The 22804-nt window shown below is 42.6% G+C and carries 25 protein-coding genes and 1 pseudogene; 9 read left to right on the top strand and 17 right to left on the bottom strand.

Annotated elements, in window-relative coordinates; all coding sequences use genetic code 11:
- The 9 genes from PSF09_RS14790 to fkpA form a co-directional block, all read right to left on the bottom strand.
- A partial coding sequence (locus tag PSF09_RS14790; RefSeq protein ID WP_232519089.1) for a GTP-binding protein occupies positions 1–115 on the bottom strand: 115 nt, incomplete at its 3' end.
- A 77-nt stretch (positions 116–192) separates the two neighbouring features.
- On the bottom strand, positions 193–2319 hold the full coding sequence (gene fusA / locus PSF09_RS14795; RefSeq protein WP_210840273.1) for an elongation factor G: 2127 nt from the start codon (positions 2317–2319) through the stop codon (positions 193–195).
- An 86-nt stretch (positions 2320–2405) separates the two neighbouring features.
- Positions 2406–2876 (bottom strand): 30S ribosomal protein S7, encoded by a 471-nt coding sequence (gene rpsG / locus PSF09_RS14800; RefSeq protein ID WP_004262486.1) that lies wholly within the window; start codon positions 2874–2876, stop codon positions 2406–2408.
- A 97-nt stretch (positions 2877–2973) separates the two neighbouring features.
- Positions 2974–3348 (bottom strand): 30S ribosomal protein S12, encoded by a 375-nt coding sequence (gene rpsL / locus PSF09_RS14805; RefSeq protein ID WP_004265905.1) that lies wholly within the window; start codon positions 3346–3348, stop codon positions 2974–2976.
- Positions 3349–3484: 136 nt separating this feature from the next.
- Positions 3485–3772, bottom strand: coding sequence for a sulfurtransferase complex subunit TusB (gene tusB, locus PSF09_RS14810; RefSeq protein ID WP_004265906.1), 288 nt, complete (start codon positions 3770–3772; stop codon positions 3485–3487).
- 57 nt (positions 3773–3829) lie between these two features.
- Positions 3830–4189 carry a sulfurtransferase complex subunit TusC gene (tusC, locus tag PSF09_RS14815; protein ID WP_115166427.1) on the bottom strand — a complete coding sequence of 120 codons (360 nt, stop codon included), beginning with the start codon at positions 4187–4189 and terminating at the stop codon, positions 3830–3832.
- Between the two features lie 24 nt (positions 4190–4213).
- Complete coding sequence (gene tusD / locus PSF09_RS14820) at positions 4214–4618, bottom strand: sulfurtransferase complex subunit TusD (protein WP_115166426.1); 405 nt, start codon at positions 4616–4618, stop codon at positions 4214–4216.
- Positions 4615–5319: a helix-turn-helix transcriptional regulator gene (locus tag PSF09_RS14825; protein ID WP_004262503.1), complete on the bottom strand. Its 705-nt coding sequence runs from the start codon at positions 5317–5319 to the stop codon at positions 4615–4617. Before PSF09_RS14825 ends, tusD begins: the two co-directional genes overlap by 4 nt.
- Positions 5320–5617: 298 nt before the next feature.
- The gene (gene fkpA / locus PSF09_RS14830) at positions 5618–6361 is read right to left on the bottom strand and encodes an FKBP-type peptidyl-prolyl cis-trans isomerase (protein WP_272666010.1); all 744 of its coding nucleotides are present in this window, start codon (positions 6359–6361) and stop codon (positions 5618–5620) included.
- Positions 6362–6607: 246 nt separating this feature from the next.
- Between fkpA and PSF09_RS14835 the strand changes: the two genes are divergently transcribed.
- Positions 6608–6820 carry a SlyX family protein gene (locus PSF09_RS14835; protein ID WP_272666011.1) on the top strand — a complete coding sequence of 71 codons (213 nt, stop codon included), beginning with the start codon at positions 6608–6610 and terminating at the stop codon, positions 6818–6820.
- Between the two features lie 79 nt (positions 6821–6899).
- Here PSF09_RS14835 and slyD read toward each other — a convergent pair whose 3' ends face one another.
- The 4 genes from slyD to kefG all read right to left on the bottom strand — a co-directional run bounded on the left by slyD (position 6900) and on the right by kefG (position 10167).
- Positions 6900–7505, bottom strand: coding sequence for a peptidylprolyl isomerase (gene slyD / locus PSF09_RS14840; RefSeq protein WP_210839342.1), 606 nt, complete (start codon positions 7503–7505; stop codon positions 6900–6902).
- Between the two features lie 86 nt (positions 7506–7591).
- Positions 7592–7795, bottom strand: coding sequence for a YheV family putative zinc ribbon protein (locus PSF09_RS14845; RefSeq protein WP_115166425.1), 204 nt, complete (start codon positions 7793–7795; stop codon positions 7592–7594).
- 9 nt (positions 7796–7804) lie between these two features.
- Positions 7805–9613: a glutathione-regulated potassium-efflux system protein KefB gene (gene kefB / locus PSF09_RS14850; RefSeq protein ID WP_210839340.1), complete on the bottom strand. Its 1809-nt coding sequence runs from the start codon at positions 9611–9613 to the stop codon at positions 7805–7807.
- Positions 9613–10167, bottom strand: a complete 555-nt coding sequence (gene kefG, locus PSF09_RS14855) for a glutathione-regulated potassium-efflux system ancillary protein KefG (protein ID WP_210839337.1) — start codon at positions 10165–10167, stop codon at positions 9613–9615. The genes kefB and kefG overlap by 1 nt, the downstream gene beginning before the upstream one ends.
- A 222-nt stretch (positions 10168–10389) precedes the next feature.
- Between kefG and PSF09_RS14860 the strand changes: the two genes are divergently transcribed.
- From PSF09_RS14860 to PSF09_RS14870, 3 genes and pseudogenes are all read left to right on the top strand, one after another.
- The gene (locus PSF09_RS14860; RefSeq protein WP_272666013.1) at positions 10390–12324 is read left to right on the top strand and encodes an ABC transporter ATP-binding protein; all 1935 of its coding nucleotides are present in this window, start codon (positions 10390–10392) and stop codon (positions 12322–12324) included.
- Positions 12325–12548: 224 nt separating this feature from the next.
- A pseudogene (locus PSF09_RS14865) lies at positions 12549–12857 on the top strand (type II toxin-antitoxin system RelE/ParE family toxin).
- A 62-nt stretch (positions 12858–12919) separates the two neighbouring features.
- A complete protein-coding gene (locus PSF09_RS14870; protein WP_272666014.1) occupies positions 12920–13249 on the top strand; it encodes a HigA family addiction module antitoxin in 330 nt (109 codons plus the stop codon).
- A 51-nt stretch (positions 13250–13300) separates the two neighbouring features.
- Here the strand turns inward: PSF09_RS14870 and adiA are convergent, their stop codons facing one another.
- A complete protein-coding gene (adiA, locus tag PSF09_RS14875; RefSeq protein ID WP_272666015.1) occupies positions 13301–15568 on the bottom strand; it encodes an arginine decarboxylase in 2268 nt (755 codons plus the stop codon).
- A gap of 104 nt (positions 15569–15672) precedes the next feature.
- The gene (locus PSF09_RS14880) at positions 15673–16533 is read right to left on the bottom strand and encodes a MurR/RpiR family transcriptional regulator (protein WP_004265935.1); all 861 of its coding nucleotides are present in this window, start codon (positions 16531–16533) and stop codon (positions 15673–15675) included.
- Between the two features lie 257 nt (positions 16534–16790).
- Here PSF09_RS14880 and murQ point away from each other — a divergent pair, with 257 nt between their 5' ends.
- Complete coding sequence (gene murQ / locus PSF09_RS14885) at positions 16791–17702, top strand: N-acetylmuramic acid 6-phosphate etherase (RefSeq protein ID WP_210839332.1); 912 nt, start codon at positions 16791–16793, stop codon at positions 17700–17702.
- A 27-nt stretch (positions 17703–17729) separates the two neighbouring features.
- Positions 17730–19196, top strand: a complete 1467-nt coding sequence (murP, locus tag PSF09_RS14890; RefSeq protein WP_272666016.1) for a PTS N-acetylmuramic acid transporter subunit IIBC — start codon at positions 17730–17732, stop codon at positions 19194–19196.
- 75 nt (positions 19197–19271) lie between these two features.
- On the opposite strand, the gene PSF09_RS14895 is transcribed toward murP, so the two are convergent.
- Positions 19272–19877, bottom strand: a complete 606-nt coding sequence (locus PSF09_RS14895; RefSeq protein WP_004265943.1) for a LysE family translocator — start codon at positions 19875–19877, stop codon at positions 19272–19274.
- 101 nt (positions 19878–19978) lie between these two features.
- Between PSF09_RS14895 and PSF09_RS14900 the strand changes: the two genes are divergently transcribed.
- From PSF09_RS14900 to PSF09_RS14910, 3 genes are all read left to right on the top strand, one after another.
- Complete coding sequence (locus tag PSF09_RS14900; RefSeq protein ID WP_272684078.1) at positions 19979–20962, top strand: hydrolase; 984 nt, start codon at positions 19979–19981, stop codon at positions 20960–20962.
- Positions 20959–21177: a YheU family protein gene (locus PSF09_RS14905; RefSeq protein WP_272666019.1), complete on the top strand. Its 219-nt coding sequence runs from the start codon at positions 20959–20961 to the stop codon at positions 21175–21177. The genes PSF09_RS14900 and PSF09_RS14905 overlap by 4 nt, the downstream gene beginning before the upstream one ends.
- A 178-nt stretch (positions 21178–21355) precedes the next feature.
- Complete coding sequence (locus tag PSF09_RS14910; RefSeq protein WP_004265947.1) at positions 21356–22225, top strand: phosphoribulokinase; 870 nt, start codon at positions 21356–21358, stop codon at positions 22223–22225.
- A 90-nt stretch (positions 22226–22315) separates the two neighbouring features.
- Here the strand turns inward: PSF09_RS14910 and PSF09_RS14915 are convergent, their stop codons facing one another.
- Positions 22316–22717: an OsmC family protein gene (locus PSF09_RS14915; protein WP_004262554.1), complete on the bottom strand. Its 402-nt coding sequence runs from the start codon at positions 22715–22717 to the stop codon at positions 22316–22318.
- Between the last annotated feature and the right edge of the window lie 87 nt (positions 22718–22804).

Consider the following 22804-nt stretch of genomic DNA (forward strand, 5'->3'; position numbering starts at 1 on the left):
TTTTTGCCAGAACAGTAGTGATAGCTGCTGTCAGAGTAGTTTTACCGTGGTCAACGTGGCCGATAGTACCAACGTTAACGTGCGGTTTTGAACGTTCAAATTTTTCTTTAGACACGACTCTATTCCTTATGGAGTTCCCTCTTCACGATAAAGAAGGAACTTAAATTAAAGTTGTTAACCGATAAAAATCGATTATTTAGCGTTACGAGCTTCGATTACAGCTTGTGCAACGTTGTTTGGTGCTTCATTGTACTTCAGGAACTCCATAGAGTATGAAGCACGACCTTGTGTCTGAGAACGCAGGTCAGTAGCATAACCGAACATTTCTGACAATGGTACTTGTGCACGAACGACTTTACCAGTAGGCAGGTCATCCATACCTTCAATCATACCACGACGACGGTTCAGGTCACCAATAACATCACCCATGTAGTCTTCTGGTGTTTCCACTTCAACTTTCATGATTGGCTCAAGCAGAACTGGTTTAGCTTTTTTGAAGCCATCTTTAAACGCGATTGAAGCCGCAAGTTTAAACGCCAATTCAGAGGAGTCAACATCATGGTAAGAACCGAAATGTAAACGAACACCCATGTTAACAACCGGGTAACCAGCTAATGGACCAGATTTCAGCTGTTCTTGGATACCTTTGTCAACCGCAGGGATGTATTCAGTAGGAATTACACCACCTTTGATATCGTTGGCAAATTCGTAATCCATTTGAACGCCGTCTTTATCGTTTTTGTTCAGTGGGAACATATCGATAACGACATGACCATACTGACCACGACCACCAGACTGTTTCGCGTGTTTACCTTCGATATCAGTCACTTTCATAGTGATTGCTTCACGGTAAGCAACTTGAGGTTTACCAACGTTCGCTTCAACTTTAAACTCACGACGCATACGGTCAACCAGAACGTCCAAGTGCAATTCACCCATACCAGCGATGATAGTCTGATTAGTCTCTTCATCACTTGATACGCGGAATGATGGGTCTTCTTGAGCCAAACGGCCTAATGCGATACCCATTTTTTCTTGGTCAGCTTTAGTTTTTGGTTCGATTGCAACAGAGATTACTGGCTCTGGGAATTCCATACGCTCCAGGATGATTGGTGCATCAACCGCACATAAAGTATCACCTGTAGTTACGTCTTTCAGACCGATTGCAGCCGCGATGTCACCAGCGCGAACTTCTTTAATCTCTTCACGTTTGTTAGCGTGCATCTGTACGATACGGCCAAAACGTTCTTTCTTCGATTTCACTGCGTTCAGAACTGTGTCACCTGAATTAACAACACCAGAGTAAACACGGAAGAACGTTAAGTTACCAACGAATGGGTCGGTTGCAATTTTAAATGCTAATGATGAGAATGGTTCATCATCACTTGCGTGACGCTCAGCAGGAGTGTCTTTACCGTCGTCCAGAATACCATTGATTGCAGGTACATCTGTTGGCGCAGGTAAGTAATCAACAACTGCATCCAGCATCGCCTGAACACCTTTGTTCTTAAACGCAGAACCACAGGTAACCAGGATAATTTCGCTTGCAAGAACACGTTGACGTAATGCAGCTTTAATTTCTGCTTCAGTCAGTTCTTCACCGCCCAGATATTTTTCCATCAGTTCTTCTGATGCTTCTGCTGCGGTTTCGATCAGGTTGTTGTGCCACTCTTCAGCAGCTTCTTGCATGTTCGCAGGGATATCTTCGTATTCGAAGGTAACGCCCTGGTCTTCGTCGCTCCACTTGATTGCTTTCATTTTCAGCAAGTCAACAACACCAGTGAATGACTCTTCTGCGCCGACTGGTAATTGCAGTGGAACTGCGTTAGCAGCTAAACGTGATTTTAATTGCTCAACAACACGTAAGAAGTTCGCACCCATACGGTCCATTTTATTAACGAACGCGATACGTGGAACTTTATATTTGTTAGCCTGACGCCATACAGTTTCAGACTGTGGCTGAACACCACCAACCGCACAGTAAACCATTACTGCGCCATCAAGAACACGCATAGAACGTTCTACTTCGATGGTGAAGTCAACGTGTCCCGGGGTGTCGATGATGTTGATACGGTGTGGCTCATACTGTTTTGCCATACCAGACCAGAATGCAGTAGTCGCTGCAGATGTGATAGTAATACCACGCTCTTGCTCCTGCTCCATCCAGTCCATTGTTGCAGAACCTTCGTGAGTTTCACCAATTTTATGGTTTACACCAGTATAGAACAGAATACGTTCAGAAGTTGTGGTTTTACCGGCGTCGATGTGTGCACTGATACCGATATTACGATAACGTGCTATGGGCGTTTGACGGGCCATTTTTTCCTCTCTCGTGGGCGTTCAATGCTTCATATAAAGGGTAGCAAATGGCTACCCTGAGATACATCACTAATGCGGGTAAGAAATTACCAACGGTAGTGTGCGAACGCCTTGTTAGCTTCTGCCATACGGTGAACGTCTTCACGTTTCTTAACAGCGGAACCTTTGTTCTCAGCAGCGTCTGATAATTCATTTGCCAGGCGAAGCGCCATAGATTTATCACCGCGTTTACGAGCAGCATCAACGATCCAACGCATTGCCAGGGCATTACGACGAACCGGGCGAACTTCAACTGGAACTTGGTAAGTTGAACCACCAACACGGCGTGATTTAACTTCCACAGTCGGACGCACGTTATCTAGTGCTAATTCGAATGCATCAAGTTCAGTTTTACCAGAACGCTGAGCAAGGGTTTCAAGTGCGTTATATACGATTGCTTCAGCAGTAGATTTTTTCCCGTCTACCATCAGGATATTTACAAACTTGGCCAGTAATTCTGATCCGAACTTAGGATCTGGAAGAATTTTACGTTGACCTATTACGCGACGACGTGGCATGGATATGACTCCGTTGTTAATTCAGGTTTGTCCAAAACTCTACGAGAGTATTTTGACATTAAGATTAAAATGTTTGGCCTTACTTAACGGAAATCCATTAAGCCTTAGGTTTTTTCGCGCCGTATTTAGAACGAGCTTGCTTACGGTCTTTAACACCAGAACAGTCCAGTGCGCCGCGAACGGTGTGATAACGCACACCTGGTAAGTCTTTAACACGACCACCACGGATAAGGATAACGGAGTGCTCCTGCAAGTTGTGGCCTTCACCACCGATGTAGGAAGAAACTTCGAAACCATTAGTTAAACGAACACGGCATACTTTACGTAATGCTGAGTTTGGTTTCTTAGGAGTGGTAGTATATACACGAGTACATACGCCACGTTTTTGCGGGCAAGCTTCCAGTGCTGGAACGTTGCTTTTAACAACTTTCGAGCTACGAGATTTGCGTACCAGCTGATTAATAGTTGCCATTATTAAAAAAGCTCCTGGTTTTATTGCTTCGTAAACACGGATTTTGACCTCGTTCGCCAACATGACGATACACGAGGACGCGAAATTTTATTGCTGACTGGCTCAGGTGTCAAGAAATATACAACTTTTAGTGCCTTTATATGGCAAAATGTTGTTTTTGGACTTCTGTTAGCTTCACAAAACCTTGATATGTGATTACAGAAACTGCGGTTGAGAGGGTATTTTGCAACCCGCGAGCATTGATGTCGGCATCCAAAGCGTACAACTGCGCACCTGTTTTTTGTAATGCAATAAGAAAAGGTGACTGTGCGACTGCCGCAACCACGCCATCTTGCATCAGTAAAACTACGTCTTCCGCCGTAATAAAGCCTAGCATCGCAGAAAAATCACATTTAAATGGAGATGTTGCTAATGTATACAGCATAGAAAAGATCCTACTATAGATCAAAACTTAACCCAAGCTCAAAATTCGCACAATCGATCAAAAATTAAGCACCACATCACATTCAGCTATTCTCGCTCTGATCTCTTTCTTGTTGAGAATTGTTGGCGTCACGACCCATTTGGTATTTTCCCCTAACCCTCGTTCTTGTAATGAAGAGCCGCAGAGATAAATTTTTTCAATGTCATATAATGGCAATATTTTAAATGTTGCGATGTAATCCCGAGCAAGCACTTCGGCAGGGTGTTGGTTTGCTAGAAGCTGATAGACGCCATCAGAGAGAAAAAACACCTGAATGTCTTCTGTCAGTGCTGAAGTTGCTAATAATGCATCTAGCCCTTCTCGACCACTGGCATTTCCATGGGGCATGGTTGTAAAGACAAACGCTATTTTTTTCACACGATACCTTGTATTGAGCTGTTCCTAGAATTGAATTGTCCGGTCTGTGGTTATCATCGCTTCCGCAAGGCTTCCTAACCCACTCATTATAAAGCCCTCAGCAAGGTTGGCTGTTGGAAGTGATAAACTTTGCGCTTGTTCTTGGTCAACAACCCCTCGGCGCAAAGCTGCGGAAACACAGATATGCATTTCACATCCAGATTGTTTTGCCAATTCCTGCCAAGCTGAAACTAAATTGAATTCATCTGTTGCCGGTGAAGTAAGCTGATTCGCATTGAAAACACCTTCACGATAAAAAAATAGTGTTTTCAATATATGCCCTTCTTCAAGAAGGGCTTTTGCAAATTGATACGCACTCGCTGCTTGTTGTGTACCGTAAGCGGGACCTGTCACAACTAAGCAGTAGGTTAGCGAATTTGTATTACTCATTCACCGCTCTTGAATTGACGAATGTATAAGTAAACCGTGTGTTTAGAGATGTTCAGGCGGTCAGCAACTTGGTTGATGGCGTCTTTAATATCAAAAATACCTTTTTCGTATAGGTTAAGAACTACTTGCTTATTTTTTGCGTTATTCGAGACATTACGGTCACCACCGACTTCTTCAATCGTATATTCCAATGTTTGCGCGACAAGGTCATCAACTGAAGAGGCAAAGTTCACATCTGAAGTGACTTCTTGTTTAGTTTCTGGAACAAACGATTGAATAATTTCAGAGAACGGCACATCTAAGTTCATATTGATACATAGTAAGCCAATCACACGTTGCTTACGGTTACGAATAGCAATAGTCACGGATTTCATTAAATCACCGCTTTTCGCTTTCGTAAAATAAGCTTTCGAGACATTCGATTCTTCGTCTGCCATATCGTGCAGCATTCTCAACGCTAGGTCTGTAATCGGTGAGCCTATTTTACGCCCAGTGTGCTGACCATTTGCGATTCTGACTGCAGAGCAGTTTAGGTCTTCTAAAGAGTGAAGAACAATTTCACAGTGCCCACCGATTAGCATTGCCAGACCATCCACCGCAGCTTCATACGATTTTAAAATCTCATGGTCTGTCTCAGAAAAGGGTTGGTTATCCAATATGTTAATATCGCTGAGGTCGTGTGATTGTATAGAATCAGACATTTCAACATCATCCTTCTAATGTAAAAAACTCATCCTGTTGACTAAAAAGGCGTTCATTATTCGACTATTTGGCCTTCATTACTTTGTTCGTAGCCAACAATTGTGATGATAAAAAATAAAATAGAGTCTTCTGAAGTTAAAACTCCACGGCGTTGCCGTCAAGCGAATGAATGCAAGACAGTCTGTTTTATCACAAGTTTTAAACAATTTGAGAATTTTTTTGATGAGAAATACAAAAAAGCCCAAGGCATGAATGCGTTGGGCTTCAAAATACACTTAGCTGATGCTTAATGAATACTTATTTAGCAGCAGGTTTGATATCTAATAATTCAACATCAAAGACTAATGTTGAATTTGCAGGGATACCCGGCACACCATTTTCGCCGTAAGCTAAGTCAGCAGGGATCACTAACTGCATTTTGCCGCCTTTTTTCAGGTTCACTAAACCTTCAGTCCAGCCTTTAATCACTGAGTTTAATGGGATAGTCAGTGGCTCGTTACGTGAATATGAGCTATCGAATTCAGTGCCATCAATCAGAGAACCTTTGTAGTGAACGACTACAGTTTCGTCTGCTTTAGGTTTAGCACCTGTACCGTCTTTTTCAATTTTATACAGCAGGCCTGATTTAGTTTTTACAACGCCTTTTTCTTTCGCGTATTTTTCACGGTACTCAGCACCTTTTTTCTCATTCGCTGCTGATTCATCTTTCATTTTTTTGTCTGCAGCTTCTTTGACTTGACCTTCAAACTGACGCAATGTTTCCTCAACTTCTGCATCGGTCATTTTGCTTTTGCCGTTAAATGCATCTTGGACACCAGCAAGCAATTGCGCTTTGTCCAAGTTAATACCAATTGTTTTTTGCTCTTCTAAAGAATTCTGCATGTAGCGGCCTAAAGACGCACCCAGTGCATACGCATTACGCTCTTCTGCGTTTTTGAATGCGCTGCTTTGTGCTTTGGCTTCCGCTGCCATCACTTGCGGAGCAGCAAAAGTAAATGCTAGCGTAGTTGCTAAAAGGCTTGCCTTAAACAGTGATTTCATCCTAGTCTCCGATAACTTTTATTCGATTATATTCGAATAGCGAACTATTCGTTTTATGGGTAGGGCTCTTTAAGTTTAGATCCCGTTGCCCCATTGAGTATTAAAAAAATATAATAACTACTGAGACCACATTAACAAAAAGTCGTTTCGTCGCCTATATCTTTAACTAAAACTTATCTATTGATTTGTAATGTTCAGTTATTATGATGGTTTAATTACGATATAAACGCTTAAGGAGAGTCGAATATGGACTCATTTGAACGACGCTTAGAACTTTTAGAAAGTAAAGTTGCCTTTCAAGAACTGGCGATTGAACAACTTAACCAGGTTATTACTGACCAGCAAATGCAAATGAGCCGCCTTCAAGAGCATTTACGCATTGTGGCTGAAAGACTGAAATCATCCCAAGATTCTCACTTAGCAAGGCCTGAAGAAGAAACACCGCCGCCACACTATTGATTTCAAATATAAAACTCTTGATTTCAAATACAAAAAAGGAAGCTTTCGCTTCCTTTTTTACAAACACTAATACAAGGTATTAGTGGCAGCCGCAGCCGCCTTGTTTGTGGCCGTGTCCGTGACCTTCTCCGCCGCCACAGCAACCGCCTTCTGAACCGTGGCTATGACCGCCACCGCCACAGCAACCACCTTCGTGGTCGTGGTCATGGTCGTGACCGCCTGCACCATGGACGTGTCCATGTGCAATTTCTTCTTCTGTTGCTTCACGGATAGCCATGACTTCAACATTAAATTTTAGGTTTTGGCCTGCTAACATGTGGTTACCGTCAACGATAACTTCATCACCTTCAATACCAGTGATTTCGACAGGAACTGGGCCCATGTCAGTGTCAGCTAAGAAACGCATACCCACTTCTAGCTCATCAACGCCCATAAATACATCTTTAGGAACACGTTGAACTAAGTTGTCATCGTATTGGCCATATGCATCGTCTGAAGCGACTTCAACATCGAAGTTTTCGCCCACAGAACGACCTTCTAATGCTTTTTCTAAACCTGAAATTAAAGACCCACGACCATGCAAATAGTCCATTGGTGCGCTTGCTGGTGATTCATCAACTAAAACACCGTCTTCTGTTCTTACTTGATAAGCCAAGCTGACCACCAAGTCTTTTGCTACTTTCATGACATCTCCTACTACCCGTAAGGGGAAAATTTTTGCCAATTGTACCGAAAAACTAAGATGATGTATTGAGAATTGACAAATTTCTATTATTCAGGTGTAAAAATTCCAATAACCTGCTCTTTTTGCCTGACATGGCCAGTTGCTTCATCCCCTGCTTGGCGTTGTTGATCGCCGCAATTGACACACTCGACGACATCAATTTTATCTTCACGCCACATCATTAATGTGTCCTGTGACTTACACTTAGGGCAAGTCGCCCCGGCAATAAAGCGTTTACGTATTGAAGCCATTTCTAACCCTTACTGTTCATTATTCCAACTATGGGGCTGGCGATGCTCTCTTTGCATTTCTTTCTCAAAGAGTTCATTAAGTTCACGACGTGCCTCTTTAATGCGTGAAATTTGCCCGCTATCACTATTTTCATTTTCAGGGTAGATATCCCTGAGCATTTTCATGTCTAAACGGCGGAAATGCTGCTTGGCACGATAAGCTTTATGAGGGTGCATCCCCGTACTGACTAAAGCCTTGCTACCAAGTTCAAGCGCACTCGAGAATGTTTCACGGCTAAAGTCAGTCACGCCACATTGCAATAGTTCATGAGCCTCAAGACGACCTTTAGCACGTGCAATAATATGCAAGTTAGGGAAGTTTTCTTGGCAAATTTGCACAATTTCCATCACTTCTTCAGGGACATCACTGGTAATGACGATAGATTTGGCTTTATCAGCGCCTGCTGAGCGCAATAATTGCAGTTCACGTGCATCGCCGTAATATACTGTATAACCATAGCGGCGCATGGTACTAATCGCCGTAACATCTTGTTCTAATACTGTAATTTTAACTTTATTAGCCATTAATAAGCGGCCAACCACCTGCCCCATGCGGCCAAAACCGACCAAAATAACATGCGGGTCATTATCCTCTACAAACGGTTTTTCACTCGAGGCCGGCTGTTGATTATAACGGTAGTTCAAATAGGCATCTATCAGCTGCATCACAAGTGGAGTGGTCATCATCGAAAGCGTGACAACCACCAGCAATAAATCCATTTGCCGTTCATTAATTACACTTGCACCAAAGGCAGTCGCATAGATTACAAATGCAAATTCGCCACCTTGGCTAAGTACACCAGAAAATTGCGCTCTCGCACCATTTCTAAGCCTAGCTGCTAAACTCAGGCCGTAAAGCACTAACGCTTTGACAGCGACTAATGCGGCAACAGCAATCAATACCTGTGGTAAGTAAGCCCACAATATATCTAAATTTAACGACATACCGACTGAGATAAAAAATAGCCCTAGCAGCAGACCTTTAAATGGTTCGATATTAATTTCCAATTCATGACGGAATTCTGTTTCTGCTAACATGACCCCTGCCATAAAGGTTCCCAAAGCCATAGAAAACCCAAGGCTTTCCATAATGAGTGCAGAACCTAATACCACCAATAAGGCTGCAGCCGTAAAAATTTCATGAACACCAGATTTAGCAGCAAGCCTGAACATCGGGCGCAATAAATAGCGGCCAACGACCCATAAGCCTGCGAACGCGACTATCTTCAAGCCAATCTTTTGCCAATCACTGGTTGCGGAATCCCCGGCTAACAGTGGGATCAGCGCCATAATCGGGATAACGGCCATATCTTGAAATAACAAAACAGAGAAACCGAGTTGCCCGCTTTCTTTGTTGGACATCCCTTTTTCATTCATCAACTGAAGTGCCATTGCCGTTGATGACATTGCCATTCCTAACCCACCGACAATGGCGGCTTGCCAAGAGAATTGGGCTAAAAATAACAGAGATGCCATGATAGCCGCAGTCACAACCACTTGAAGCGTACCCACACCGAAAATCGAGCGCCTAAGTTCCCATAATTTAGAAGGTTTCAGCTCTAACCCAATGAGAAACATTAGGAACACCACCCCCATTTCGGAGAAGTGTAAAATATCATCAACATTACGAATAAAACCGAAAACAAATGGCCCAATCATGATCCCAGCAAGCAAATACCCGAGCACAGCACCTAAGCGGATTTTTTGTGCAATAGGTACCATGACAACCCCGGCGCAGAGGAAGATGATAACGGATTCAAATAGCCCCAATTCTGACATCAGGATAACCCTCCCGCACCTAGCGGTTGCTGCATCCATTGGCGGTAGTCATCAATAAGCTGTTCAAAGCGTTCTTTCGACTGCCGACGTGCTGCATAAATGATGGTTGGTTCTAACCATTGCATATCACACATTAATGCGGTCAATTCAAATGGGCGAAGTATTTCTGTAAGTGGGTAATGATTATACCCATCATGTTGATAAGCGTGGATAGGCTCCCCCGTCGTGATCACTGAGCGCCAATATTTGCCTTTTAATTTTTGGTACCCTGCTTCGGTTGCAAAACGGCGAGTTAACACGCGGTCAAACCACTCTTTTAATAAAGCAGGGCAACTATAAGTATAGAGAGGGTGCTGAAAAACAATGATATCGTGCTGGCACAATAATTTTTGTTCCGCAGTAACATCAATAAAATAATCTGGATAAATTGCGTATAAATCGTGCACAGTCACATGGTCAAAATCACGCACTGCCCCCAATAACGCCTTATTAGCCATCGATTCATCGGGGTCCGGGTGAGCGTAGACCACCAGCACTTTCGGTGTATTTGACATCTTTCCCTCCTCAAAGGCGTGTCAGACGGAACATTTTCCGTTACCATGCAGCCTGCTATACTCGTCATACTTCACGTTGCTGTGTTGTTGACTACGCGCATTCGCACTAGTCACCTACTTAAGTAGGCTCCTAGCGACTCATTTGCTTGTCGCCTAACAGCACCGTGAATTATTTAGAGTATATACGTTGGTAATTTAACATATTTTTAATAGACGGTTGCTATGATTGTTTTCTCTTCACTCCAAATTCGCCGAGGTGTTCGTGTCCTACTGGACAATGCCACTGCGACTATTAACCCCGGCCAAAAAGTTGGTTTAGTGGGTAAAAACGGCTGCGGTAAATCGACACTTCTTGCATTATTAAAAGGCGAATTACAAGCTGAAGCAGGTTCTGCAACCTTTCCAAGCAATTGGTCTATGGCATGGGTGAACCAAGAAACCCCTGCCCTTGATGTCCCCGCTCTTGAATATGTGATTGACGGTGATCGCGAGTTCCGAGCCTTAGAACAAAAACTTCAGCAAGCTAATGAAAAAAATGATGGCCATGCCATCGCAGTAGTACATGGGCAACTTGATGCCATTGATGCATGGACCATTCGTTCTCGCGCCTCCAGTTTGCTACATGGCTTAGGTTTCAGCCAAGCACAGCTAGATTCCCCAGTAAAATCATTTTCGGGTGGATGGCGGATGCGTTTGAACCTCGCGCAGGCACTACTTTGCCGTTCTGACCTGTTGTTACTCGATGAGCCAACCAACCACCTTGATTTAGACGCGGTCATTTGGTTAGAAAAGTGGTTAAAAAGCTACCAAGGCACCCTGATTTTGATTTCCCATGATAGGGATTTCCTCGACCCGATTATTGATAAAGTGCTGCATATCGAACAAGAAACCATGTTCGAATATACGGGTAACTATTCTTCTTTTGAGCGCCAACGTGCGACAAAACTCGCCCAGCAGCAAGCGTTGTATGAGAGCCAACAAGCCAAAGCAGCACATTTACAAAGCTATATTGACCGCTTTAGAGTACAAGCCACCAAAGCCAAACAAGCACAAAGCCGCATTAAGATGCTTGAAAAAATGGAAATGGTCGCACCGGCTCATGTGGATAACCCATTCCATTTTTCATTCCGCAAACCAGAAAGCTTACCGAATCCATTATTAAAAATGGAAAAAGTCAGCGCAGGCTACGGTGAAAAGGTCATATTACAATCCATCAAGCTGAACTTAGTCCCGGGGTCACGCATTGGGCTACTCGGGCGTAACGGTGCAGGTAAATCCACTTTAATCAAAATGTTAGCTGGCGACTTACCACCATTACAGGGAGAAATTTCCCTCGCAAAAGGGATTAAACTTGGTTATTTCGCCCAGCACCAATTAGAATATTTGCACCCTGAAGAATCCCCTTTGCAGCATCTTGCTCGCCTTGCCCCTGAGCAAACTGAGCAACAATTACGTGACTATTTAGGTGGTTTCGGTTTTAAAGGTGACCAAGTTACTGACCCAAGCGGCCGTTTTTCTGGTGGGGAAAAAGCGCGCTTAGTTCTCGCTTTAATCGTCTGGCAACGCCCTAATTTACTGCTGCTCGATGAGCCAACCAACCACTTGGACTTAGATATGCGCCAAGCGCTTACTGAAGCCTTAATGGCCTTCGAAGGCGCTTTAGTTGTCGTTTCCCATGATAGGCATTTATTGCGTACCACGACCGATGAACTGTATTTAGTCCACGGCGGTTCTGTAGAGCAGTTTGATGGTGATTTAGAAGATTACCAACAATGGCTAGCTGAGCAAAATAAGCTCGAATTACAGCAAGCGCGTGATCAACAAGAGAAAGATAAGCCAGCCGCTGCTGCAACGGTGACGGCACAAGATAGAAAAGATCAAAAGCGTCGTGAAGCTGAATTTCGTCAGTTAACTCAGCCTATCCGTAAAAAAATTACGGAACTAGAAAAGCAGATGGATAAGCACTCTCATGCCCTGAATGAGCTTGAAGCAAAACTTTCTGATGCAGCCATCTATGAACAAGATAAAAAAGCCGAATTGACGGAATGTTTGAAAAAACAAACTGAACACAAAGCAGCGCTTGAAGATGTGGAAATGGAGTGGATGGAATTGCAAGAGCAGTTAGAAACCATGACCAGTGAGTTTGACGCAATCTAGACATTCATAAAATAAATAACCCTATAATATAGCGCTTGAAACTTCATCATAAGACAGGCGCTATTTTTTTATCCTTTAGAATATTGCATTCATAATCCCTACCGATATCTCTTTATCTATTATTAGCAACACGCACTCGAGCACAGTGCTATTGTGCACATCTGTTTGCTATGCTATCGTGCGTACACCGTCATTTATACTATTCACATTTTCAGGGAGGGAAAATGAATCAAAATGATGATGACTGTAGATTGCAATTTAGAGACAGCTATTTAGCGCTATTTTATAAATATGGCACGGCTTACAAAGCCATTCCTTAAGATATCAGCTCAACACTTGCCCGAAAACTAGATATGTTAAATGCGGCTGTGATGTTAAATGACATAAGAAGCCCGCCGGGGAACAGGTTAAAGAAACTGAATCCACCGTTGGCCCATTGTTATTCCATAAGAGTAAATAGCCAATACCGTTTAATTTTTATCTGGGAAAATGGGATTAAAAATTTATACCTAGATCCACATAAAGATATCTAAACCTTAGAAAGTTAACAGTAGTTTTCTAAGTTTAAGATATTAAAAATAGAAAGGAGAAAACCATGCAAGCGACGAGAAAGCCAGCCAGTGTCGGCGATGTGTTGCTTTATGAATATCTAGAGCCAACAGGGCTAAAGATCAATGAGTTATCCGAGTTATTAGGCGTCCATAGAAACACGATTAGTGCCCTTGTTAATAATAACCGTAAATTATCAATCGATTTGGCATTCAAACTGGCAAAAGCGTTTAACACCAGTAAAGATTATTGGTTGAATCTTCAACAGTCCGTTGATATTTGGGAAGTTAATAATGACCCTCGTTTGCAAGATGAAATTAATAACGTGATGTATTACAAAGATTTTATGAATAAAAAACAAAAAGTGACTGCCTAATCTGTTAAGTGATCCCCCGATTGACTCGGGGGAACTCAATCTTTGTGCATTTTAGTTTTTCACACACATCACATAATACTGGCCATCAATAATTTCAGTACCTTCGGTTTCGTGTTCAAAACCAGGGAATTCGCTATCCCATGCTTGAAGACTATGTAAATAGCCGATATGTGGGCTATTTTTATCGCCAAAGCTTTCCCCCGATAACAACATTGGGATACCCGGTGGATAGGGAATAATCGAGTTAGCAGCAATACGCCCGGCGAGTTTATCTAAAGGAACCGACTCAACACGGTTAGCAACAATTTCTTGATAGGCATCGCGTGGGCTCATCATCACGGTAGGGAGTTGCTCATAAGCCTGATTTAGTTGACCTCCAGGGTTATTTTTTTGTAGATACACAAACATTTTATTCCCTAAATCACGTAGCCCCATCTCACTATAGATCTCAGGAGCCGCTTCAACAACTTCAGGCAATACCTTTTTCAGTGCCGTATTATTGTCATAGTGGCGCTTAAACGACAGCAGCGCATTGACCAATGTCCCCCATTTTCCTTTCGTAATTCCCATCGAAAACAAGAACATAATTTGGAAATCGGTCGTACGGGTTGGCACAATACCATAATGATTTAACCAAGCTGTGACTAAAGCAGCAGGAACTCCGCTATCCAGTAATTTACCGTCATCCCCCATCCCCGGCGACAAGATACTTACCTTAATTGGGTCAAGCATCGCCCAATTTTCAGGGATATCTTTAAAACCATGCCATTTATCTTCAGGATTCATCACCCAGCAGCTTTGCTCTTTCATCAACAGTTCAACAGGGGCATCTTCAAATGCATAGCGTTTACCTGTTGCTGGGTCTTTCACCATTTCTTGATTCCATGGTTTGAAAAACCACTCATCATCATTGATAAATTCTTTGTATAGGTAACCCAGTGATTGGCGGAAGTCGATGGCTTCACGGATAACTTCATCAGTGAGTGAACGCCCGCTGTTGCCGTCCATCATGTCTGCGGCAATATCATTCGAGGCACAAATTGCATATAGCGGCGAAGTGGTCGCATGCATATGATAAGCTTGGTTAAAACGATTAAAATCAATCGCATTACGGCCATTTCGAACGTGGATAAATGAAGCTTGTGAAAGTGCATTCAATAATTTATGCGTAGAGTGAGTCGCGAAAACGGTCGGCTCATCGTCTTTTCTAGGGTCATCACGCATCGCAAAGTGGTCACGATAGATAGGGTTAAAGCGCGCGTAGCCGTACCATGCCTCATCAAAATGAATCCTATCCAATGATTCATCTAGCAAATCTTGAACTTTACGTGCGTGATAGCACACGCCATCGTAAGTACAGTTGGTTACCACACTATATACAGGGCGTTTGCCTATTTTATCCGAAGTTAATGGGTTTTTAGCGATTTTTTCAGTAATCGCTTCTGGTGTCATTTCTTGAGGGTAAATCGGGCCAATAATGCCATAACGATTTCGGCTTGGCGTCATATAAACCGGTTTTGCTCCGGTTAAAATCAAACCTTGCTCAATAGATTTGTGGCAGTTACGGTCAATGACAACAACGTCATCATCTGTCATACAAGCTTGCATAATAGTTCGGTTCGAACCTGATGTTCCCACGACCACTGAATAAGATTGGTCAGCACCAAAAATACGGGCGGCATTTCTTTCACATTCACCAAATGCGCCGGTATGGTCTAACAGTGACCCCACGGCAACTCGCTCGATACCAATATCGGTACGAAACAAGTTTTCTCCAAAGAAATCATGATATATGCGACCCGCGGGGGTTTTGGTGAACCCAACACCGCCCTGATGACCCGGTGCTGCCCATGAATATTCATGTACATCACTGTATTTAATCAAGCTTTTCATCAAAGGGGGCAATAAATTAGCGCGGTAGCGGATAATCGCGGCGAGGACACGACCTGCGATAAAATCAGCGGAGTCCTCTAAAATCCAAGCAAATTCATCAACTTGCTCCATCATTTTACGGTCAAATGCCGTCAAAGCTTCTTCACGATCACTTAATAAAAAAACAGGAACATCTTCTTGTCTGCGGTGAAGTTGGGTAATTAATTGATGTGCCTGGGTTTGTTCTTGCTTGTCTGACATATCTCGGCCATATAACAAGCAATCAATACTGGTATTTGATCGAATGTATGCCATCCCATCTTCAAAATTACGAATGATCACGGTTTCTACGTGCTCATCTTTAAGTTCACTAGCGAGTCTTGCTACAGCATGGCTAATCACGGAGTCGTCATCGGTTAATTCCGTATAAACTATGAGTGCTCTCATTAATAACTCCCTTTTAACTTTTTAAAATCAAAATACTTATGATATTAGTCTTAACGCAAATAAGGTTTGATTGCAAAGTTATCGATGAGGATTCAAGCCATCAATCATTCATCTAATTTATTAATAACTACTCTTGCATTCATCACTAACGACTTTGCTTTCGCTTCTCGCCGTTGCAATAACGCCATAAAAATCAGGTCAGTAAGCGTATTTTGTGCAGTTCTTGATGAAATCGACGAACTACGCCATTCATCTTCCTCCGCGATACTTTCAAGAACATAATCAGCAATTTGCCCCAGTGGTGAATCACAGTCACGCGTAATCGCGATGACACATGCCCCTTGCTTACGTGCAATATTCGCTGCTGTTAGCATGTCTTTACGCTTCCCTGTAAAAGAAATAACGATTTGTACATCATGGGCATTGAGAGTGAGTGCCGCAGCAATTTGCACATGATGGTCTGACTCCACGAGCGTTGTGATACCAATTTTTTGTAATTTATAACTTAAATCTTTTGCAGTTAAGCCTGACCCACCAATACCGACAATCTGTACTCTCTGTGATTGGTCTATTCGCTCAACAATGCGTTCAAACTGCCTGAAATCAATTAACTTTGTTGTTTCTGTGATTGAATGATTTTTCTCCATTGCCAATTTCTGAGCAACAACCATCAAGTTATCATCAGGTGCAATACGGTTATGTAAAGCGGAATGAGGGGCTCCCTCTTTCAGTTGCTGGCGACCAATAATCTCACTAAGTGCAAGCTTCAAGGCAGGGTACCCCTTTACCCCGACTTTTTGACTAAACTTAACGATGGCAGATTGGCTGACATCTAAAATTTCTGCTAATTGCTGAGACGATAAATTCAGTACATTTTCGGGATTTTCAAGGATAAATTGCGCAATTTTGCGTTGGTTTTCCGCTAATCGCGGTAGTGAGTAGGTAATGATGTCCAATAATGTCATGGTGACCTCTAATAATAGTTGTAATAGCCAGACCTATAAATAAAAAAAATAATAATAAATTATTCCTCAACCAAGTCACTGATACCTGATAAATAATACTTATAATTCAAAGGGTCGTAACTTTAGTCCGTAAAATCGATCACAAAATATTCTTGTATATTCACAAGATAGAATAGATAGCACCGTGATATTAGTCACATATAAGGAATAAATAATTCCTTAATATTAGCCCAATAACTGATCTAGGAGCAATTTTTATGACTATCGACTTAAGCAAAATGGTAACTGAAAGCCGTAATGCAGCCAGTACTAATATCGACCAACTATCAACGGCTGAAATGCTAAAGGTCATTAATGATGAGGACAAGCTCGTTCCGTTAGCGGTTGAAAAAGTGCTCCCTGAAATTACCCAACTGGTTGATAAAGTCGCAGAAGCCTTTTTAAAAGGCGGTCGTCTGATTTACTCAGGAGCAGGAACCTCTGGCCGTTTAGGGATTCTTGATGCGAGTGAGTGCCCGCCGACTTATGGAACGCCCCATGAGCAAGTTGTTGGTTTAATCGCCGGTGGTCATCAGGCTATCTTCCGTGCCGTAGAAAATGCAGAAGATAAGCCTGAACTGGGCGAACAAGACCTCAAAGATATCCAATTTAATGATAATGATGTGTTAGTGGGTATCGCAGCGAGTGGTCGAACACCTTATGTATTAGGGGCTTTAGCATACGCGAATGCTGTTGGTGCAACCACAGCTGCCATTAGCTGTAACCCAAATAGCCCAATTGCCAATGCCGCAGATATTGCTATCACCCCCGTTGTCGGTGCAGAAGTTGTCACAGGTTCTTCACGCATGAAAGCAGGAACTGCACAAAAATTGGTGCTCAATATGATCACCACTGGGGCAATGATCCGCATCGGAAAGGTATTTGGTAATTTAATGGTTGATGTTGAAGCGACAAACGCAAAACTCATTGAAAGACAAACAAAAATTGTGATGGAAGCGACCGACTGTGACCGAACTACTGCAGAAACCGCCCTTCAACAATGTAATCGACACTGCAAAACTGCCATTTTAATGGTGCTATCGGGCTTGAATGCCGATGATGCACGGCAACTGCTCTTAGACAACAACGGTTTTATTCGTACGGCACTCAATATGGCCTCATCCGCCTAACTTGCGGATTTTAATGGGATAAATAGTATGGCTAAAATAACAATAGAAATGATACAGCAGATCCTACAACACGTTGGAGGACGCCGTAATATTAAATTAGCGGGTAACTGTATGACCCGTTTGCGGCTCACACTCAACAATGACCAGCTAGTGGATAAAGCCGCGCTCAAACAAATCGCAGGGGTGCTTGGTGTCATTGAGAGTGATGAACAGCTGCAAGTGATCCTTGGCCCGGGTAAGGCACAAACTGCCGCAGACTTGATGAACCAATTGTTGGATAACGATGAAGAGGATAGCCTTGAGGCAACAACCCAGCCTCAGGATTTAAACGACATTGCCTCCGCAAATAAGCAGCAACTGAAAAAGAAACAAACCAGTGCCGTTCACCGATTTTTATCCAAATTTGCCACGATATTTACACCGTTAATTCCGGGCTTTATTGCTGCCGGCCTACTATTAGGCTTTGCAACTCTAGCTAAACAAACCTATTTCCCAGCAGGGCTTCCGACAAAGCCTGAAGAGCAGACCCTACTCGTACATACTATTTTATATATGTCAGTATTTAGCAAAGGACTGTTTAGCTTTCTAAGTATTCTCATTGGTTATAACACTCAAAAAGCCTTTGGCGGTAGCGCAGTAAATGGTGCCATCATTGCTTCACTATTTGTTCTTGGATATAACCCTGAAATAGCCAAAGGGTTCTATTCTGACATGAATAGCTTCTTCGGGTTGGCTATCGACCCAAGAGGTAACATTATTGGGGTATTGATTGCGTGTATTTTTGGCGCATGGGTTGAAAAACAGGTACGCAAAATTATCCCAGCGAACCTTGATATGATTTTAACCTCAACAATTACCTTATTAATTGTTGGTGCTGCTGTGTTTATCTTTATCATGCCAATAGGTAGCTGGTTATTCTCTGGCATGTCATGGCTGTTTGTTCATTTAAGCAGCAACCCATTCGGAACTGCCATACTTGCTGGGCTATTCTTAATTGCAGTCATGTTTGGCGTACACCAAGGCTTTGTTCCGGTATATATGGCACTCGTTGAAACTCAAGGTTTTAACTCACTCTTCCCTATCCTAGCGATGGCAGGTGGTGGTCAAGTTGGTGCAGCAATGGCGTTGTATGTTAAAGCCGCAAAAGATTCAGTGTTACGTAATCAGATTCGCGGGGCTATCATTCCAGGTTTCTTAGGTGTCGGTGAACCACTTATTTACGGTGTCACCCTTCCGCGGATGAAGCCATTTGTCACCGCATGTTTAGGTGGTGCTGCAGGCGGTTTCTTTGTTGGATTAGTGGCTTGGATGGGTTTACCGGTTGGTTTAAATACCGTCTTTGGCCCTTCTGGCTTAGTCGCTATCCCAATGATGACGTCAGCTGATGGAGTGTTCCCTGGAATGTTAGTTTATGTGGGCGGGTTATTCACATCCTACTTATTCGGTTTTATTTTTACTTATTTTTTCGGAACTAAGAACGTCGATTTAGACTAATAATTCGATTAAACAAAAAAGCAGCCCATTGGCTGCTTTTTTATGGGTTATATAAACTGCACTTTTATCAGAAAATCATTCCAACCAAATCAGGGGAACGCACAAAGCCGTTAAAATCCCCATCACCCAGTTAAAAATAAACCAAGCACGGCGGCTACGCAAAAATAGGCTGATTAATGAACCAAACCCCATCCAGATTAAACCCGCCACTAAGTTAACCACCACAAATGCGATACTCATCATTAAAATAGATTGGGTAAATAACTCACCGGGTAAGCTAAATCCCCCCACCGCCCCTAAACCCATCATCCATGCTTTCGGGTTTAAAAACTGTAATAAGCCACCTTGATACCAAGTAACGCTTTTCGCAACTTCGCTATTCGTCTTCAGTGGTGCATAATTTGCCGTCGCTGTTTTCCATGCTAGCCATAACAGGTAGATACTTCCGGCGACTTTTAAGGCGATATGAATCGCAGGATAGAGCAATAAAAGTGCAGCAATACCGAATGCAGAAAGATAAAGTATGGATTGCATGCCCAACATAATACCAAGGCATAATGTAATCGTATGGCGAAAACCGTAGTTTGCTGCACTTGACGTTAGCAACATGTTGTTAGGGCCGGGTGTGACTGCTGCAATGAATAAAAACGTAAAAAGAGAAAAAATCAGCCCCAGTGTCATTTATAATTTAGCCTCAAACTCAAATTTGTTTACTTGCATCACAAAAAAATAACAGTATGTTATGTGACTCACAAGAGTCTCCATTAAATAAAAATAAGGCTATGTCAGAAAACTTTCGTCCAATAAGTTGGGCTAAAAATCCACATCTCCAAACATTACTGCCAAGGATTTTCCGTAGAACACCGAAAATCAAACCTATATGGCAGCGGCTTGAATTGCCTGATGGCGATTTTATCGATCTCGCTTGGAGTGAAAAACCCGAGCTAGCAGCGCATAAGCCACGATTAGTAATTTTCCATGGTCTAGAAGGTAATTTTAAAAGCCCTTATGCCCACGGAATGCTAGAAGCTGCCCAAAAACACGGTTGGTTGGGTGTGATCATGCATTTTCGCGGTTGTAGCGGAGAACCCAATCGTCAGCAACGAATTTATCATTCAGGTGAAACAAATGACGCCCGCTATTTCCTCCGTTGGCTAAAACAAACCTTCGGTGATGCGCCAACCGCTGCAGTCGGTTATTCTCTTGGTGGCAATATGTTAGCCTGCTATTTAGCTGAAAGCGGCCAAAATGCCGATATCGATGCGGGTGTTGTTGTTTCTGCACCTTTGATGTTAGAAGCCTGCTCTTTACGCATGGAAAAGGGCATTTCTCAGTTTTATCAACGTTACTTACTAAATGGATTGAAACGCAATGCCACCCGGAAATTAGTCCGTTATCCAGGCTCATTACCCTTAAACCTCTTACAATTGAAGCAGCTTAAGCGGATCCGTGAGTTCGATGATGTGATTACTGCTCGTATTCATGGATTTGATGATGCGACAGATTATTATCAAAAATGCAGTGCATTACCCAAATTAGCTTATATCACTAAACCAACGCTAATTATTCACGCCAAAGATGACCCATTTATGGCGCCTGAAGTTGTTCCTGATTTATCATTTTTACCCCACAATGTGGAATACCAAATGACAGAACATGGCGGGCACGTCGGCTTTGTGAGCGGTACATTAAGAAAACCACAAATGTGGTTAGAAACCCGTATTCCTCAATGGCTAACCCCTTATTTAGATAAGGAAATAGTGTGATTATTCCTTGGCAAGAACTTGAGCCTGAAACATTGGAAAACCTGATTGAGAGCTACGTATTGCGTGAGGGAACCGACTACGGCTCCCAAGAAAAAAGCCTACAAGATAAGGTTAACGATGTGAAACGACAGTTAGTTTCTGGCGAAATTGTGCTAGTCTGGTCTGAATTGCATGAATCGGTTAATTTCATGCCTAAGGGAAGTTTTTCTGTATGATGTTTTTATTCCATGGTTCATTTTTACGTCATCTTCTGTCATAAATTAAGTTGCGTGTTTTCCAGCATAATCATGTCGTAAAACCATCAAATAAGGCTCACAACCCTAACACCCGTTAATCCGCTTCATGCACTATTGATTAAAATAGTGCTTATAAGCGCAGCACAGGGAGTCCACGATGTCTAAAAAGCACCCAATCATTGCTATCACCGGTTCGAGCGGGGCTGGCACAACGTCAACTAGCCAAGCATTTCGTAAAGTTTTTCACCAATTAAATATCCAGCCTGCAACATTAGAAGGGGATAGTTTTCACCGCTATACACGCCCTGAAATGGATATGGCTATCCGTAAAGCCAGAGAACAAGGCCGGCACATCAGTTACTTTGGCCCCGAAGCGAATGATTTTGCTTTGCTTGAACAAACCTTAGTTGACTATGCAAAAACGGGTTGCGGACAATCCCGTAAATATCTACATACTTACGATGAAGCGGTACCTTATGGCTTGCAACCTGGGACATTTACCCCTTGGGAACCACTGCCAGACAAAACGGATATTTTGTTTTATGAGGGGCTGCATGGTGGTGTTGTCACACCGGAACATAATGTCGCACAACATGTTGATTTACTTGTTGGTGTTGTCCCTATAGTCAACCTAGAATGGATCCAAAAATTAATCCGTGATACGACAGAGCGAGGGCACTCCCGTGAAGCTGTTATGGACTCTGTCGTGCGTTCTATGGGCGACTATATTAATTACATCACGCCACAATTTTCTCGCACTCACATCAATTTTCAACGCGTTCCAACGGTAGACACTTCTAACCCATTTTCGGCTAAAGCTATTCCATCACAAGATGAAAGCTTTATTGTGATCCGTTTTCGTGGGCTAGAACAAATTGATTTCCCCTATTTGCTATCAATGATATCTGGCTCTTTCATTTCTGCAATGAATACAATTGTCGTCCCCGGAGGAAAACTAGGTTTAGCCATGGAATTAATTATGGCGCCAATAGTCGAAAAACTAATTAATCAAAAGAACAACAATTAAATTATTTTTTGATTAATAAATAAGATGCTTATCATTAATTAAGGTAAGCATCTTTTAATTCAAATATACCAATAAAAATTAAATTTATTTTTAGTTTTTTATTTCAAAGCTGTGTGTGACTTCAACGGTTTTCTCTAACATCAATGCGACTGAACAATATTTTTCAGCAGAAAGTTGAACGGCTCGTTCGACCGCTTTTTCCGTTAATTCATTCCCTGTTACAATAAAATGTAAATGGATTTTCACAAAATAACGAGGGGCTTCTTCGCGACGCTGTGAGGTTAATTTCACCTCACAATCCGTAATATCATAGCGGCCCTTTTGTAGAATCGAAACGACATCAATCGCGCTGCAACCACCCGCAGCCATTAGCACCATTTCCATTGGGCTTGGGGCTTTATCACCTGCATTACCGTCCATCATCACTTGGTGCCCAGACGCTGACTCCCCTAGAAAAGAAAGTCCTTCAACCCACTTAACTCTTGCTTCCATTATATTTCCCCTTGAAATGAAATCGGTTTAAAGGCTACATTGTTCCATAGATACAATGAATGTTATATCAACTTTATTTGGCTGAAG

It is taken from the genome of Providencia sp. PROV141, from assembly GCF_028481645.1.
GTDB lineage: Bacteria > Pseudomonadota > Gammaproteobacteria > Enterobacterales > Enterobacteriaceae > Providencia > Providencia rettgeri.